Source organism: Streptomyces sp. NPDC001700 (genome assembly GCF_053596435.1).
The window spans coordinates 382,638-398,691 of sequence record NZ_JBSFGE010000003.1; the positions used below are offsets into that span (position 1 = coordinate 382,638).

Genomic DNA, 16,054 nt, shown 5'->3' on the forward strand with positions numbered 1-16,054 from the left:
TTGCCGGAGCTGCGTGCAGACAGGCGGGCGTGCGCCGCGTGCTGCTCGGCGCGCGGCTCAGGTGGTGGGCTGGCATGTGGACGGGTCGGCGGGCGAGCGGCGTACGGCCTGGGCGGCGCGGGATGTTGCCGTTCGTAGTGCTCGCCGCAGGGCGCTGCGGCGGCGCCGCCGGGCCGGGCGTTCGGCGGCCACGGACTGGAAGTCGCGGTACTCGCGCAGCGCCCGGAGGGCGCGCCAGTCGCCCTGGCCGGGGGCGGGCGGGGCGGGCTCACCGCGCTGGGCCGCCCGGTACAGGTCGAGTGCGTACTGCTGAGTGATGGACATGAAAGGAGCGTCGGACGGCGCACCGCCGCCCGTCACCTCGTTTGACGATCGCCGTCAAACGAGGTCGGGGCGCGGCGCGGCTGCCGCACCATAGGGGTCATGGCCAATGTCGTGGACATCACCGGGCTGCCGCCCGAGCGCATCGTCTTCTGTCCGTCGCCGCTCGCGGAACTGGGCGCGGCGCTGCACGTGCTGTCCGAGCCCGGCCACCATCCGGGGCAGCACGGCTGGGCGACCGCGACCGCCGCCTCGCTCAAGCCCGACCTCGCCGACCGGCTGTGCGAGGCGGACTTCCTGTGGGGCACGGCCCGTTCCGACCTCCTGCTCCCGTCCGCGCCCGGGGCGACGCTCGCGGAGGATCTGGACTCGCTGGACCGCATCGACGACGAGGCGTTCGTGGCGGCCGCGTTCGAGATCAGCTGCTCCGCCTCGTACGACCGGCCGACGCCGTCGCCGCTGGTCGACCGGGGCGAGCGGGACCGGGTCCGGGACATGGCGCGGGCCCGTGGGCCCCGGCAACTGGCGTTCGTGGACCGCATGCTGGTCGACCCGGACGGGCTGCGGGTGTGGCTGCGGCGGCTGCTGGAGGACTGCGACGAGGCGTTCTTCGCGGACACCTGGCGGCGGGTGCGGGTCCAACTGGCCGCCGACGCCCGCCACAAGGGCGAGCTGCTGCAGCGCAAGGGGCTCGCGGAGGCGCTGGGGGCGGCCTCGGCCGCGCTGTCGCTGGAGCAGGGGGCGGATGGGCGGTCGCGTGTCCTGGCCGACAAGCTGGCGGCGGGGCGGACGACGGCGGCCGGGTGCGGGCTGACGCTCATCCCGACGACGTTCGGCTGGCCCCATTTGCTGCTGGTGCACGCGCCGGGCTGGCACCCGGTGATCCAGTACCCGGTCGCCGGGCCGGAACTCGCCCCGCCCGCCGCCCTGGAGCTGGTCCAGCACCGGCTGGAGGCCCTTGCCCACCCGATGCGGATGCGGATCTGCCGGGCGCTGGCCCGGGGGGCGCACACCACGGGTGAGCTGGCCGAGGCGTACGCCATCACGCCGCCGGAGGTCTCCCGGCACATCGCCGTCCTGAAGAAGGCCGGGCTTCTGCAGACGCGGCGGCGGGGGCGGTATGTCCTGCACCAGCTGGAGCTGTCGGCGGTGGCGCGGCTGGGGAGCGACTTCTTGGAGAGCGTCCTCCGGTAGGCGGCGGCCTTTCCCCCCACCCCGCCCCTTCCCGAACCCGGGACCCCCGGACCCCCGCATGCGGGGCTCCGCCCCAGCACTCCGCCGCTGAGGCCCGGCGGGGGCTAGCCCGGGCGGGGTCAGCGGGGTGGGCCGCCTGCTCGGACCAGGCCCGTTTCGTAGGCCATGACCACCACCTGCACCCGGTCGCGGAGTTCCAGCTTGGTGAGGATGCGGCCCACGTGGGTCTTCACCGTGGCCTCGGACAGCACCAGGCGGCCCGCGATCTCGCCGTTCGAGAGGCCCTGGGCCACGAGCATCATCACCTCGCGCTCGCGGTCGGTGAGGCGTTCCAGCTCGGGGCGGGAGGGGGCGCCGGAGCGGGTGCCGCCGGTGCCCGGGAGCATGGGGGCGAAGCGGTTCAGGAGGCGGCGGGTGGTGCTGGGGGCGACGACCGCGTCGCCGCTGTGGACCGCGCGGATCGCGGCGAGGAGTTCGCCCGGCGGCACGTCCTTGAGCATGAAGCCGCTCGCGCCCGCCTTGAGGGCGGAGAAGGCGTACTCGTCCAGGTCGAAGGTGGTCAGAATCAGGACGCGGGGCGCGCCTTCGACCTCGCAGATGTGCCGGGTCGCCTCGACCCCGTCCAGCTTCGGCATGCGGACGTCCATCAGGATGACGTCCACCTCGGTGGAGCGCACCGCCTCCAGCGCCTCAAGACCGTCGCCCGCCTCCGCGACGACCTCCATGTCGGGCTGGGCGGCGAGCACCATGCGGAAACCGGTGCGCAGCAGCACCTGGTCATCGACGAGCATGACGCGGATCGACATCCGGTCGGGTCCCTTCCCTCGGCTCCCTCGGCGCGCGCTCCGTAGAGGAGGCGCTCACCGCGTACGTACGCGTGGACGCGGGTCCGCGGCTCACCCCGACGCCTTCAGCGGCAGCAGCGCGCTGATGCGGAAACCGCCGCCCGGGCGCGGGCCCGCGTCGAGCGTGCCACCGACCATGCCGACGCGCTCGCGCATCCCGATCAGCCCGTGGCCGCTGCCGTCCGCGCCGCCGTCCTCGTACAGCTCGCGCTGGGCGCCCCGGCCGTCGTCCTCGACCAGCAGGCCGAGCCCGTCGTCGAAGTAGGTGATGCGGACGCTGGCGCCGACGTCGGGGCCGCCGTGCTTGCGGGAGTTGGTGAGCGCTTCCTGCACGATGCGGTACGCGGTCAGCTCCACGCCGCTGGGCAGCTGGCGCGGGCTGCCGACGACCTTGAAGTCCACCCGGAGCCCGGAGCCGCGCGCCTGCTCGACCAGTTCGTCGATCTGCTCGACGTCCGGCTGCGGCACATAGTCGCTGGCCTCCCCCGGCTCCCCGGTGCGCAGCACACCCAGCAGCCGCCGCATCTCGGCGAGGGCCTGGCGGCCGGTGCCGGAGATCGTCTCCAGCGCCTGCCGGGCCTGGTCCGGGGAGGCGTCGAGAACGTACGCGGCGCCGTCCGCCTGAACGACCATCACCGACACATTGTGCGCGACGACATCGTGCAGCTCGCGCGCGATCCGGGCGCGCTCGGCGGCGACCGCGACCTTCGACTGCGCCTCGCGCTCCTTCTCCAGCCGGGAGGCGCGCTCCTCCAGCTGTTCGTAGTAGGCGCGGCGGGTGCGGATCGAGTCGCCGAGCACCCAGGCCAGGACGAAGGGGATGGTGACGAAGACCGTCGAGACCGCGGCCGCCCCCACCGACTCGTGTTCGTCGGGCCAGCGGACGGTGGCGAACGACGGGGCGCAGACCGCGGCGGCCAGAGCGGCCCGGGAGGTGCGGCGCCCGGCGTCGGACGCGGCCGTGTAGACGATCACCAGCATCGCGAAGTCGACGATGTTGATCCTGACGTCCAGCGCGAGCTGGCCGAGGCCGCACGCGATGACCAGCCCCAGCATCATCGCGGGGGCGCGGCGGCGCAGCGCGACGGCCGTGCACAGCGCCAGGGTGATCGGCACGGCCGCGAGCGGTGGTTCGTAGCCCGGGGTCGCCTGCACCAGCCACAGGAGACCGCAGCCGAAGAGGATGACGCCCCAGAAGGTGTCCACCCCTGTCGGATGGCGGCGGAGGAAGTCGTAGAGGCGCTGCACGTCACCCAGAGTAGGCAGTGGGGGTACCCGGGCGGGTCAGCCCGAGGGGCGATCCGTATCTCCCCGCCCTACTCCCCAAGGTGGATACCGGTCCGCTTTAGCGTGGGGGCGTGGCGAGTGAACAGCGGGAATGGTGTGGGTGGCGGGAAGCGGCCGAACGGGCGCTGTACGGGCCGGACGGCTTCTTCCGGCGGACGGAGGGGCCTGCCGGTCACTTCCGTACGTCGGTGCACGCCTCGCCCCTGTACGCGCGGGCGGTCACGGAGCTGCTGCGGCGGGTGGACGAGGCGCTGGGGCGGCCGCCGAAGCTGGCCCTGGTGGACCTGGGCGCGGGCCGCGGCGAACTGCTGACCGGGGTGCTGGCGGCGGCCGCCGGGCTGCCGCACGGGCTGGCCGCGCGGCTGCGCCCGTACGCGGTCGAGCGGGCGGCGCGGCCCGCCGGGCTCGACGGGCGGGTGGAGTGGCGGGAGACGGTGCCGGAGGGCTTCACCGGGCTGCTGTTCGCCAATGAGTGGCTGGACAACGTCCCCGTCGACATCGCCGAGACCGACCCCGACGGCGTCCCGCGCCGGGTCGAGGTCTCGGCGGCCGCCGACGGCGCCGAACGGCTCGGCGCCGAGGTGACCGGCGAGGACGCGGCGTGGCTGGACCGGTGGTGGCCGCTGGCGGGCGCCGAGCCGGGGCTGCGGGCCGAGATCGGCCGCCCGCGCGACGCGGCCTGGGCCGGGGCCGTGCGGTGCGTGGGCGCCGGGCTCGCGGTCGCCGTGGACTACGCCCATGAGCGCGCAGCCCGGCCGCCCTTCGGCACGCTGACCGGCTTCCGGGAGGGCAGGGAAGTGCGGCCGGTCCCGGACGGCTCGTGCGACATCACGGCGCATGTGGCGCTGGACGCGTGCGCCGCCGGGACGGACGCCCGTCTGATCCCCCAGCGCGACGCGCTGCGCCACCTGGGCCTCGACGCCGCCCGCCCGCCGCTCGCCCTGGCCTCCACGGACCCCACCGCCTACGTACGGGCCCTGAGCGCGGCGGGCGAGGCGGCGGAGCTGCTGGACCCGGGGGGCCTGGGCGGCTTCCACTGGCTGGCCCAGCCGGTGGACCTGCCGTACGACGCGCTCGCCCTCGCCTAGGGGGTGCCTTCCGGATCAGGCCGGATCAGCGAGCGGCGTCAGGGGGCACCTCCCAGCGGTAGCTGGGGGAGGCTCGCAACCCGCGTGAGGAGAGCGCAGCGGCGCTGCGTGCGACGAGCGCGGGGCGGCGAGGTGCCGTGCCAGGCGTCGGGAGCCCGGCATGATCCGGAAGACACCCCCTAGGGTCCAGGGGCTGGACCCGGTTTCTGGACGGGGCGGGGGTCGAGACAAACTGTTCCCATGACGGAGACGACAGTCGGCATCGGCGGCGCGGCGGAGAGCACCGACATGGTGCTGAACATCGGCCCGCAGCACCCGTCCACCCACGGCGTGCTGCGGCTCCGGATGGTGATCGACGGGGAGCGCGTGCAGCACGCGGAGCCGGTGATCGGGTACATGCACCGCGGCGCCGAGAAACTGTTCGAGGCGCGCGACTACCGCCAGATCATCATGCTCGCCAACCGCCACGACTGGCTGTCCGCCTTCTCCAACGAGCTGGGCGTCGTCCTCGCCGTCGAGCGGATGCTCGGGATGGAGGTTCCGGAGCGCGCCGTCTGGGTACGGACGCTGCTGGCCGAGCTGAACCGGGTGCTCAACCATCTGATGTTCCTCGGCTCGTACCCCCTGGAGCTGGGCGGCATCACGCCGATCTTCCACGCGTTCCGGGAGCGCGAGGACCTCCAGCACGTCATGGAGGAGATCTCCGGCGGCCGGATGCACTACATGTTCAACCGGGTCGGCGGCCTCAAGGAGGACCTGCCGGTGGGCTGGCTCGGCCGGGCCCGCGCGGCCGTGGCCGAGGTGCGGTCGCGGATGGACGTGTACGACGGGCTCGTGCTCGGCAACGAGATCTTCCGGGGGCGCACCCGCGGCGTGGGCGCCCTCTCCCCCGAGGCCGTGCACGCCTACGGGGTCAGCGGCCCCATCGCCCGCGCCTCGGGCGTCGACTTCGACCTGCGGCGCGACGAGCCGTACCTGGCCTACGGGGAGCTGCAGGACACCCTCAAGGTCGTGGTGCGCGAGGAGGGCGACTGCCTGGCCCGCTTCGAATGCCTGCTGGAGCAGACGCACAACTCGCTGGCGCTCGCCGACGCCTGCCTGGACCGGCTGGCCGAGCTGGAGCCGGGGCCGATCAACCAGCGGCTGCCGAAGGTGCTCAAGGCCCCCGAGGGCCACACCTACGCCTGGACCGAGAACCCGCTCGGCCTCAACGGCTACTACCTCGTCTCCAAGGGCGAGAAGACGCCGTACCGGCTGAAGCTCCGCTCGGCCTCGTTCAACAACATCCAGGCGCTCACGGAGCTTCTGCCGGGCACGCTCGTCGCCGACATGGTGGCGATCCTGGGATCGCTGTTCTTCGTCGTCGGCGACATCGACAAGTAGGCGGCGACACGCAGGCGACGCGCAGGGGCCGGAGGGGCCCCTACGAGATCGCGCTGCGCAGCTCCTCGATCCCGATGGGCTCGTTCTCCTCGTGCGCGGTCAGGTCGATGACCTCGCCGACCGCGCCCTTCCGGTTCTCTTCGAGGGTCTCCGCGCCGATCACATCGGCGAGGTCCTCCTCGGCCTCCGGCTCGGGCTCCTGCTGCTTCGGCGGGGTCTTCTGGGTGCCGAAGTAGTCGAAGCCGCCCACCGAACGGGAGGCGGCCCGGCGTGCCGCGGCATACGGCACCACGGCGGAGGCGGCCGTACGAGCGTGCGGAGGCGGCACCGGGGAGCTGTCCGGGCCATCACGCTCGTCGGCCGCCGGGCGCTTCCCCGGGACAGTCGCACCGTCCTCGTCCGGGTCCGCGGCCGCTCTTCCGGCCTTGCTGTCCTTCGCTTCCGTTTTCTCCTGGCCCTTGGCCTCGGCCTCGGCCTTCTCCCGCTCGACGGCCAGGGACCGCGATTCCGCTTCGGCCCGCTCGCGTTGCTGCCGCGCGCTGGCGACCAGGCGGCTGAGCGCCTCGTCGGCGCGGGCGTACGCGTCCAGGGCGAGCGCCTCGGATCCGGCGGACTCCGCCGACTCCGCCGACTCGGCCTCCGCGGCCGCCTCGTCGGACGGCTCCGCGGCGGTCAGCTCCTTCGAGGGGACCCCGGCCTCCAACGCGAGCCTGCGGCGCCCCTCCAGGGCGCTCGCGCGCTCGGTCTCGGCCGTGGCGTAACGGCGCAGCAGCTCGGCGTGCTCGTTGCGCAGCCGGGCGAGTTCGGCCCGCTTGGCGCGCAGCCGGGTGTTGAGCGCGGTGCGCAGCTCGGCCGCCTTCTCGGCGTCCGCTTCCAGCTCCGCGATCCGCTCTTCGTACTTCATCTCCTGGCGGGCGGTCTCACTCGCGGCCTCCGCGACCCGGCGGCCGGCCGCGCGGTCCCAACGGCGTGTCAGGACCGAGCCGACGACCGCGGCGGCGGCCGCGGTCGCGGCGAGTCCACGGATCACGACCGTATCGCCGACCAGCCAGGCACCGGCGGCGCAGGTTATTGACGCGGCTGCGACCGACAGAGGGGGAAGTAGCCTGTGCAGGGGTGGGGATTGGCGGTGGCGTCCACGTGGCATGGGCCGAAACTTACCGTGCGTACGGCTGGTTTGGGGGGTCGGCAGGCCAGATCCGTTGTCAATCCGTTGGCAAACTACTTCACGAGACCCTTCTCCTTGAGGTAGTCGGCCGCGACATCGGCGGGCTTGAGCCGCTCGGCGTCAACTTTCTTGTTGAGTTCGGTGAGATCGGCCGTGGTGAGCACGCGGCCGAGCTTGTTCAGCGCGTTTTCGATCTTGGGTGAACCGGCGGACTTCGCATTCACCACGGGAAGTACGTTGTCGGCATTCTGCAGATTTTTGTCGTCGTCGAGCAGGACAAGTCCGAACTGGTCCAGTGTGGCGTCCGTGGTGGTGGTCAGGAGCATCTGGTCCTTGCCGTCCTTGACCGCCTGCTTGGCCTGCACACTGCCGATGTCCAGCGGGTCGATGCCCGCGATGTCGATGCCGTAGCGCTTCTCCAGACCGGGCTGGCAGAACGGCCGCTTCGGGCATTCGTCGCCCGCCGCCAGCTTGACCTTCTGCCCGGACTTCCCCAGATCGGAGAGCGTCTTGAGGTCATGCTCCTTGGCGAACTCACCGCTCACCGCGAAGGCGTTCTGGTCGACCGCCTCGCCCGCGTCCAGCACCTTGAGTCCGCGCGGCTCGGCGAGCTTCTTCAGCGCCTTCACCGTGTCGTCCACGTCGGACGAGGCCACGGGCTTGGCATTCGGCCCGTTCTTCTTCTGGTTGAGGAATTCGGCGAGCGTCGCCGCGTACTCCGGTACGACATCCATCTGACCCTTCTCCAGGGCCGGTTCATAGAGTTCGCGGGTGTCGACCGTCTTGAGGGAGGTCGAGTATCCGGCGTGCTCCAGCAGACCCGCGTACAGCTCCGCGAGGATCTTCGACTCGGCGAAGGAGGCGGTCCCGATAACCAGCGATCCCTTGCCGGACTCGCCCGATCCTTCGCCGCCGGACTTCTCCAGGCTCTCGCCGCCGCACGCGGTCGCGCCGACCGCCAGCGCCACGGCGCTCGCCGCCGCCCCCGCCACTCTCCAGAACGTCCTCATGGGTTCCCCATCCATCGATATATGTACGGCCATAGATATGTACGCGCGGTTCGGATCAGCGTGCCGACGTCAGTGTGACGACGTCAGCGCGGGCGCCTTGGGCGTCTGGTCGGCGGGCGGGCGGCGGAACGCGGCCGACCGCCGCCCCGTCTTCCGCCGCATCGGGTCCAGCGCCAGCCCGAGAGCGACGAACACGCCCTCGACCAGCAGCGCGAGCGCCGCGACCAGCACCGCCCCGGCCACCACCTGGGGCGTGTCGGTGATCCGGAAGCCCGCCGTGATGATCCGGCCGAGCCCGCCGCCGCCGGGCAGCGCCGCCAGCGTCGCGGTGGCCACGACCTGGACGGCGGCGGTCCGTACGCCCGTCATGATGAGCGGGAACGCGAGGGGCAGTTCGACCCGGCGGATCAGCTGGCCACCCGTCATGCCCATGCCCCGGGCCGCCTCCACGACCTCCCGGTCCGCCTCGCTCACCCCGACGTACGCGTTGGTGAGCACCGGCGGGATGGCGAACAGCACCAGCGCGATGATCGTGGGCCACTGGCCGTGGGTGCCCAGCGGGCTGAGGAGCAGCAGCACCAGCACGGCGAAGGTGGGCACGGCCCGGCCCGCGTTGGAGATGTTGATCGCGATCGCGCCGCCCTTGCCGATGTGGCCGAGCAGGACGGCGACCGGCAGCGCGACCGCGCACGAGATCGCCAGGCAGACGAACGTCAGGAACAGATGCTGGCCGAGCCGGTGCCACACCCCGTCCGCGCCCTGCCAGTGCGACCCGGTGGCCAGCCAGGTCCACGCCTCGCCGATGACGCCCATCAGGCCCTCCTCCTCTTACGCGCCCAGGGCGTCAGCACCCGCTGGACGCCGAGCAGAGCCAGGTCCGCCACGACCGCCAGCGCCACGCACAGCACCGAGGCGGTGAGCACCTGCGCCTTGAAGAAGCCGCGCATGCCCTCGTAGATGAGGTTGCCGAGCCCTCCGTAGCCGATGATCGCGCCGACCGTGGTGAGCGAGACGGTGGAGACCGTGGTGATGCGCAGCCCGGCCATCAGGGCGGGCAGCGCGAGCGGCAGCTCGACGCCGAAGAGCAGCCGCAGCGGCCCGTACCCCATGCCGCGCGCGGCCTCCCTGGCGTCCTCCGGCACGGAGGCGAGGCCCGCCATGATGTTGCGCACCAGGATCGTGAGCGAATACAGCACCAGACCCGTGACCACGACCGCCTGGGACACCCCGAAGACGGGCAGCAGCAGCGAGAACATCGCGAGCGACGGCACCGTGTAGAGGATCGTGGTCAGCCCCAGCACCGGGCCCGCCACGCTCTGCCTGCGGCGGGCCAGCAGCGCGAGCGGAAAGGCGATCACGAGGCCGATCGCGACCGACGCGAGGGTGATCCCGACATGCTGCAGCGTCGCGTCCGTCAGCTCCTGACCGCGCGTGCGCACATACTCGCCGCATATCCATTCGTTACTGATCAGACAGTTCTGGTCCGCCATACGCTCACCTCCCCCGGGCACGTGGTCGTCCAATTCCTGGGTGACCCTATCCCCGGGAGATGACAATCTCGTCCGATCGCCACACAACAGCAACAATGTCTGCCACGAATGCGGCAACAATGGGGAGCCATGATCCGTTTCGAGCATGTCACCAAGCGCTACGCCGACGGCACGACCGCCGTGGACGACCTGTCCTTCGAGGTCGCGGAGGGTGAGCTGGTCACGCTCGTCGGACCCTCGGGGTGCGGCAAGACCACCACGATGAAAATGGTCAACCGGCTCATCGAGCCGACCTCCGGCCGGATTCTGGTGGAGGGCGAGGACATCGCCGAGACGGATCCGGTCGCGCTGCGGCGCCGTATCGGCTATGTCATTCAGCAAGTCGGTCTCTTCCCGCACAAGACCGTGCTGGAGAACACCGCGACCGTGCCGCATCTGCTGGGGTGGCAGCGGAAGAAGGGGCGGGAGCGGGCCGCCGAGCTTCTCGATCTGGTCGGACTCGACCCTTCCGTATATGGCGACCGCTATCCCGACCAGCTCTCCGGCGGCCAGCGGCAGCGGGTCGGGGTGGCGCGGGCGCTGGCGGCCGACCCGCCGGTGCTGCTGATGGACGAACCGTTCGGCGCCGTCGACCCGGTCGTCCGCGAACATCTGCAGACCGAATTCCTCCGGCTTCAGTCACAGGTGCGGAAAACCGTGCTTTTCGTGACGCACGACATAGAGGAGGCGGTGCGGCTCGGCGACCGCATCGCGGTGTACGGCTCCGGGCGCATCGAACAGTTCGACACCCCGGCGGCGGTGCTGGGCACGCCCGCCTCGCCGTACGTGGCCGACTTCGTCGGCGCGGACCGCGGGCTCAAGCGGCTCTCGGTGACCCCCATCGAACCCGGCGACCTCTGGCAGCCCCCGGTCGTCCACCTCGACGACCCGCTCACCAAGGCGGCCGCCCGGCTGGCCTCGGACGGCGCCCGCTGGGCCGTCGTCCTGGACGACGCGGACCATCTGCACGGCTGGATCCCGGCGGACGCCGCCGACGGATCGCAGGGCACCGTCCGGGACCACGCCCGCCGGATGGAGGCGTGGCTCCCGGTGGGGGCGCCGCTCAAGCAGGCGTTCAGCACGATGCTCCAGCACGACGCGGGCTGGATCGCCGTCCTGGACGGCGACCGCTTCCTCGGCGTCCTCACCCCGGCCCGCCTCCACGAGGCCCTGCGCCGCTCGATCGACGCCGACGCGGGCGGCATCGCCCGAGGCGACGTAGACCTCCAGACGATCACCGACGCGTAGCGAAGCCGCCTGCGGCGGGCCATTCCCCACCCCGCCGCTCCGGTAGCCGGTCCCGGTCCGCGGAGCGCGTGCGCCGCGCACCCCACGACCGGGGTCCGCGGCGGAGTCCGTCACGCGGCGGAGCCGCAGATCGGATGCTGCGGGAAGGGGCGGGGCTGGGGAAAGGTCAGTCCGCGTGGAGGCGGGTGCTCAGCCATTCCAGGGTGGGGGACACCTCGCGCTTCCAGGTGTTGAAGTTGTGGCCCCCGGTGCCGAGGATGATCGACGAGATGCGGGTCGGCTCGCCCCGGTGGTTCAGCTCGCGGACCTTCTCCACGAACCGCATCGTCGCCCGGTAGTTCTTCTCACCGCGCTCGCTGCTGCTCACCAGCAGCGAGACCGGCGGGGCAGGGCGGTGGTCGAGGCGCCACATCAGGTTGTTCTCGCGCTCCAGCCGGCGGCTGCCGCCGAAGAGGTCGCCCGTGGTCGCGTCGAGGGGGGCCTTGTAAAAGGGGGACAGCCCGGCGGCGGCGGAGAAGGCGTCGGGGTGGCGCATCGCCATCTTCAGGGCGCAGTAGCCGCCGGTGGAGTTGCCGACGACGCCCCAGTTACGGGCCTCGGTGCCCACCCGGTAGTGCGCGGAGACGGCCTTCGGCACGTCCTTGGTGAAGAACGTCTCGGTCTGCGGCCCGCCGGGGACGTCCATGCACTCCGTGTCCCGTGGCGGCGCCACCGTCGGCCGCATCATGACCAGGATGGTCGGCCGCATTCTCCCCTCTTTGACCAGCTTCTGGGACTTCTGGGGGTATTTCAGGCCATTGATAAGGGCCTCGGTGGTGCCCGGGTAGCCGGTCAGCACGAGGGCCGCCGGGAACCTGCGTTCGGCGTACCGGGGCTGGAAGTACTCCGGCGGCAGATAGACGTAGCCGGGGCTGGCGATCCGCGAGACCGGCCCCCGGAAGTGCACCTTGTCGACGCGCCCGCCGGTCTCCGGCGACGAGCCGCCCGAGACGTTGAGCTTGCGGCTCTCGGTGACCTTCACCCGGGTGCCGGGGTTGTCGTGGTCCACCACCACCCCCATCTCGTCCTCGGTCCCGAACAGGTCGGCCCAGGAGCCGTAAAAACCAAAAGACTGATTGGCGAACAATCCAAAAGCGGCGAACACCGCCACCTGAGTTGCCGCTAGCATGCCGACCCGGCCGAGCACGGCGGTCACCCCGCGTCCGGCCAGCCGCGGCCACAGCCATATCGTGGCCGTGAACAGCAGCAGCGCCGCGACGACAGCCATGATCACGACGTTGTTGCTCGTGAGACCCATCACTATCTTTCTGCCGGGCGGCCGGTCCTCCGTACCGCGGGGACGCCTCCCGGCGGGAGCCGGGGGCGGAACCCCGCCGCCTCGAACTGCATCTAGATAGACGCAAATCGTGCGGAAGCTGCGTCAGAGAACCAAAGATCCTTTGACCGAAGCGACGGGAATGCGAATGTCTGACAGTCCAGATGCCGAAAAGTCCGGAGGGGTTCCCAACCGGATACGGCGTGTACTGCGCGGGCCGCGTCCGGAGACGGTGCCCACGGCCGTCGGCACGGCCTGCACACTGATCGGGCTCGTGGACATCGTTTTCCCGCGGCTGCGGCACAGCAAGGTGCACGCGCTGGCGGAGGTGCTGCCCGGCGCGGTCAGCTCCCTGGCCGCCGCGGCGTCGATCGTGGTCGGGCTGCTGCTGCTCATGCTGGCGCACGGCCTCAAGCGCCGTAAGCGCCGCGCCTGGGTCGCGGCGGTGGTGCTGCTGCCGGTCGGCGCGGCGGCTCAGCTGCTGTACCGGCACTCCGTCCTCGGCACCGTCTTCTCGCTCGTCCTGATGGGCGTGCTGCTCCGCTACCGCCGCGAGTTCGCCGCCCTGCCCGACCCGCGCAGCCGCTGGATGGCGCTGGCCAACTTCGTGGTCATGGGCGGGGTGAGCCTCGGCGTCGGACTGCTCATCGTGCGCTCGCACCCGGACACCATCGAGGGCGCGCCGTCGCTGGCGGCGCAGCTGGAGCACGTGCTGTGGGGGCTGATCGGCTTCGAGGGGCCGGTCGGCTACCGCGACGGCGCGGACTACACGGTCGGCTACTCGCTGGGCGCGCTCGGTCTGCTGACCGTCGCCACCACCGCGTACCTCGCCTTCCGCCCCGAGCACCCGGCCGCCCGGCTGACCCCCTCCGACGAGGAGAAGCTGCGGGAGCTGCTGGCCACCCACGGACGCCGGGACTCGCTCGGCCACTTCGCGCTCCGCCGCGACAAGGCGGTGATCTTCTCGCCCAGCGGCAAGTCCGCCGTCTGCTACCGCGTGGTCTCCGGTGTGATGCTCGCCAGCGGCGACCCGGTCGGCGACGTGGAGGCGTGGCCGGGCGCGATCGCCGCGTTCATGGAGGAGGCGCGGGCGCACTCCTGGACCCCCGCGGTGATGGGGTGCAGCGAGACCGGCGGCGAGGTGTGGACCCGGGAGACCGGTCTGGACGCGCTGGAGCTGGGCGACGAGGCGATCGTGGACGTCGCCGACTTCACCCTCTCCGGGCGCGCCATGCGCAACGTTCGCCAGATGGTCAAGCGCATCGAGCGGGCCGGTTACGAGACGAGGGTGCGGCGCGTCGCCGACCTCGGCCCGGACGAGCTGGAGGCCGTCCGGCGCGCCGCGGAGGACTGGCGGGGCACCGACACCGAGCGCGGCTTCTCGATGGCGCTGGGCCGGATCGGCGACCCGGCGGACGGCGAGTCGGTGATCGCGACCGCCCACAAGGCCGCCGCCTACGACACCGCTGGGGACGGCGCCGAGGAGGGTCCGTACGGGGACCTCAAGGCCGTACTGCACTTCGTGCCCTGGGGCCCGGACGGCATGTCGCTGGACCTGATGCGGCGCGACCGGAGCGCCGACCCGGGCATGAACGAACTGCTGATCGTCGCCGCCCTGCAGGCCGCCCCGGCGCTGGACGTCACCCGGGTGTCGCTGAACTTCGCGATGTTCCGCTCGGCGCTGGCGCGCGGCGAGAAGCTGGGCGCGGGCCCGGTGCTGCGCGGCTGGCGGGGGCTGCTGGTGTTCCTGTCCCGCTGGTTCCAGATCGAGTCGCTGTACAAGTTCAACGCCAAGTTCCGGCCGCGCTGGGAGCCGCGCTTCGTGGTCTTCCGCAACACCCGGGACCTGCCGCGCATCGGCCTGGCCGCGATGCAGGCCGAGGGGTTCGTCTCACTCGCCCTGCCCCGGCTGCTGCGCCGCGGGCGGCGCGCCGAGCCCCGGCCCTGCGCACACCAGGCCCCGGCCCGCCGCCGCGAACTGGAGCAGGCCGCCTAGGGGGTGCCCGCACAGTCGCGTCGGGTCAGCCCGCGGCGCCTGGTGCGTGCGATCGCAAGGCGGAGGGTCGTCCTCGCGGGGGCACCTCCCGGACGGAGTCTGGGGGCGGGCCTACTTGGACGGGCCCGACAACGCAGCGAGCGTGCGTGCCAGGCGTCGCGGGCCCGGCGGGACTGTGCGGGCACCCCCTAAGAGCGCCCAGCCCCCCGCGTCCCGCGTCCGGGCTGCCGGTACGTCTAGCCTTAAGGTCATGAGGACGTTGCGCGAGCGGGGCCGAGTGACCGGACTGCCGGAATGGGACCGGTGTGCGGTCATGGGCGTGGTGAACGTCACGCCCGACTCCTTCTCCGACGGCGGCCAGTGGTTCGACACCGAGCTGGCCGTCAAGCACGGGCTTGACCTGGTCGCGGCCGGGGCCGACCTGGTGGACGTCGGAGGCGAGTCGACCAGGCCGGGCGCGGCGCGCGTCGACGAGGCCGAGGAGCTGCGCCGGGTGGTCCCGGTGGTCCGGGAGCTGGCCGCGGCAGGGGCCCTGATCAGCGTGGACACCATGCGGGCCACGGTGGCCGAGCGGGCGGTCGAGGCGGGCGCGCGGCTGGTCAACGATGTGAGCGGCGGCCGCGCGGACCCGGCGATGGTCCCGGCGGTGGCCGCCGCCGAGGTGCCCTTCGTGGTGATGCACTGGCGCGGCCAGTCGATCGACATGAACAACCGGGCGGTGTACGAGGACGTGGTCGGCGAGGTCGTCGCCGAGCTGCGCACCAGCGTGGAGGCGGCCGTCGCGGGCGGCATCGCCCCGGAGCGGATCGTGCTCGACCCGGGGCTGGGCTTCGCCAAGGACGCCGACCACGACCTGGCGCTGGTCGCCCATCTGGCCGCGCTGCGCCAACTCGGCCGCCCGCTGCTGGTGGCGGCCTCCCGGAAGCGGTTCCTCGGGCGCGTCCTGGCCGGGGACGGAAGCGCCCCGCCACCCGCCCGGGAGCGGGACGCCGCGACCGCCGCGGTGACCGCGATCGCCGCCCGCGAGGGCGCGTGGGCGGTCCGGGTGCACGAGGTGCGGGCGAGTGCGGACGCGGTGCGGGTGGCCCGGGCCATCGAGACGGCCGAGGCCGGATATCTCGACAACGCGGCGAACGCGGCGGGAGCGCTGTGACTTCCCTTACGGACAACGAGCGAGTGGCGCTGGTGAACACCGCGCTGTACGAGGCCATGGAGCAGGGCGACCACGGGGCGCTGGACCGGCTGTGGCTGGACTCCGCCGAGACCGACGTGTCCTGTGTGCACCCGGGCTGGCCGGTGCTGCGCGGCCGGGGCGAGGTGCTCCGTTCGTACGCGCTGATCATGGCGAACACGGACTACATCCAGTTCTTCCTGACCGACGTCGAGGTGTCGGTGATGTCCGACACCGCGCTGGTGACCTGCACCGAGAACATCCTCAGCGGCGCCCCGGCCGAGGAGGAGGGGCAGCTGGGCCCGCTGGTCGGCCAGCTGGTGGTGGCGACGAACGTGTTCCGGCGCACCGACGACGGCTGGAAGGTGTGGTCGCACCACGGCTCCCCGGTGCTCGCGGAGCGTGACGACGAGGGCCCGGAGGGTCCCGAGGACGACGACCGGCTGATGCCGGGCTGAGTCCCTGAACCCGGCCCCGCGATGGCTCGAATGGGGTCCGT

General features: G+C 72.3%; 15 protein-coding genes. 7 read left to right on the plus strand and 8 right to left on the minus strand.

Features of this window, described 5'->3' with window-relative positions:
- Positions 1–57: 57 nt before the first annotated feature.
- Entirely contained in the window at positions 58–324 is a 267-nt protein-coding gene (locus ACWC5C_RS07460) for a hypothetical protein (protein ID WP_450874519.1), read from the minus strand.
- A gap of 99 nt (positions 325–423) precedes the next feature.
- Between ACWC5C_RS07460 and ACWC5C_RS07465 the strand changes: the two genes are divergently transcribed.
- Positions 424–1,515 (plus strand): DUF5937 family protein, encoded by a 1,092-nt coding sequence (locus tag ACWC5C_RS07465; protein WP_450874520.1) that lies wholly within the window; start codon positions 424–426, stop codon positions 1,513–1,515.
- 119 nt (positions 1,516–1,634) lie between these two features.
- Here the strand turns inward: ACWC5C_RS07465 and ACWC5C_RS07470 are convergent, their stop codons facing one another.
- Positions 1,635–2,321, minus strand: a complete 687-nt coding sequence (locus ACWC5C_RS07470; protein WP_450874521.1) for a response regulator — start codon at positions 2,319–2,321, stop codon at positions 1,635–1,637.
- 90 nt (positions 2,322–2,411) lie between these two features.
- Positions 2,412–3,608: a DUF7134 domain-containing protein gene (locus ACWC5C_RS07475; RefSeq protein WP_450874522.1), complete on the minus strand. Its 1,197-nt coding sequence runs from the start codon at positions 3,606–3,608 to the stop codon at positions 2,412–2,414.
- A gap of 110 nt (positions 3,609–3,718) precedes the next feature.
- On the opposite strand from ACWC5C_RS07475, the gene ACWC5C_RS07480 reads away from it, so the two are divergent.
- Positions 3,719–4,735 carry an SAM-dependent methyltransferase gene (locus ACWC5C_RS07480; protein ID WP_450874523.1) on the plus strand — a complete coding sequence of 339 codons (1,017 nt, stop codon included), beginning with the start codon at positions 3,719–3,721 and terminating at the stop codon, positions 4,733–4,735.
- Positions 4,736–4,975: 240 nt separating this feature from the next.
- Complete coding sequence (locus ACWC5C_RS07485) at positions 4,976–6,118, plus strand: NADH-quinone oxidoreductase subunit D (protein ID WP_450874524.1); 1,143 nt, start codon at positions 4,976–4,978, stop codon at positions 6,116–6,118.
- A 40-nt stretch (positions 6,119–6,158) separates the two neighbouring features.
- Here the strand turns inward: ACWC5C_RS07485 and ACWC5C_RS07490 are convergent, their stop codons facing one another.
- The 4 genes from ACWC5C_RS07490 to ACWC5C_RS07505 form a co-directional block, all read right to left on the minus strand.
- Positions 6,159–7,265 (minus strand): hypothetical protein, encoded by a 1,107-nt coding sequence (locus tag ACWC5C_RS07490; protein WP_450874525.1) that lies wholly within the window; start codon positions 7,263–7,265, stop codon positions 6,159–6,161.
- A gap of 74 nt (positions 7,266–7,339) precedes the next feature.
- Positions 7,340–8,296 carry an ABC transporter substrate-binding protein gene (locus ACWC5C_RS07495; RefSeq protein WP_450874526.1) on the minus strand — a complete coding sequence of 319 codons (957 nt, stop codon included), beginning with the start codon at positions 8,294–8,296 and terminating at the stop codon, positions 7,340–7,342.
- A 69-nt stretch (positions 8,297–8,365) separates the two neighbouring features.
- Positions 8,366–9,109, minus strand: a complete 744-nt coding sequence (locus tag ACWC5C_RS07500) for an ABC transporter permease (protein ID WP_450874527.1) — start codon at positions 9,107–9,109, stop codon at positions 8,366–8,368.
- Positions 9,109–9,786, minus strand: coding sequence for an ABC transporter permease (locus tag ACWC5C_RS07505; protein ID WP_450874528.1), 678 nt, complete (start codon positions 9,784–9,786; stop codon positions 9,109–9,111). Before ACWC5C_RS07505 ends, ACWC5C_RS07500 begins: the two co-directional genes overlap by 1 nt.
- Before the next feature lie 129 nt (positions 9,787–9,915).
- Here ACWC5C_RS07505 and ACWC5C_RS07510 point away from each other — a divergent pair, with 129 nt between their 5' ends.
- Complete coding sequence (locus ACWC5C_RS07510; protein ID WP_450874529.1) at positions 9,916–11,073, plus strand: betaine/proline/choline family ABC transporter ATP-binding protein; 1,158 nt, start codon at positions 9,916–9,918, stop codon at positions 11,071–11,073.
- Positions 11,074–11,239: 166 nt separating this feature from the next.
- Here ACWC5C_RS07510 and ACWC5C_RS07515 read toward each other — a convergent pair whose 3' ends face one another.
- Positions 11,240–12,370: an alpha/beta hydrolase gene (locus tag ACWC5C_RS07515; protein WP_450874530.1), complete on the minus strand. Its 1,131-nt coding sequence runs from the start codon at positions 12,368–12,370 to the stop codon at positions 11,240–11,242.
- A 166-nt stretch (positions 12,371–12,536) separates the two neighbouring features.
- Here ACWC5C_RS07515 and ACWC5C_RS07520 point away from each other — a divergent pair, with 166 nt between their 5' ends.
- The 3 genes from ACWC5C_RS07520 (at position 12,537) to ACWC5C_RS07530 (ending at position 16,013) form a co-directional block, all read left to right on the plus strand.
- The gene (locus tag ACWC5C_RS07520) at positions 12,537–14,384 is read left to right on the plus strand and encodes a phosphatidylglycerol lysyltransferase domain-containing protein (RefSeq protein ID WP_450874531.1); all 1,848 of its coding nucleotides are present in this window, start codon (positions 12,537–12,539) and stop codon (positions 14,382–14,384) included.
- A 250-nt stretch (positions 14,385–14,634) separates the two neighbouring features.
- The gene (gene folP / locus ACWC5C_RS07525; RefSeq protein ID WP_450874532.1) at positions 14,635–15,537 is read left to right on the plus strand and encodes a dihydropteroate synthase; all 903 of its coding nucleotides are present in this window, start codon (positions 14,635–14,637) and stop codon (positions 15,535–15,537) included.
- On the plus strand, positions 15,534–16,013 hold the full coding sequence (locus tag ACWC5C_RS07530) for a nuclear transport factor 2 family protein (protein ID WP_385436337.1): 480 nt from the start codon (positions 15,534–15,536) through the stop codon (positions 16,011–16,013). Before folP ends, ACWC5C_RS07530 begins: the two co-directional genes overlap by 4 nt.
- The last annotated feature ends 41 nt before the right edge of the window (positions 16,014–16,054 follow it).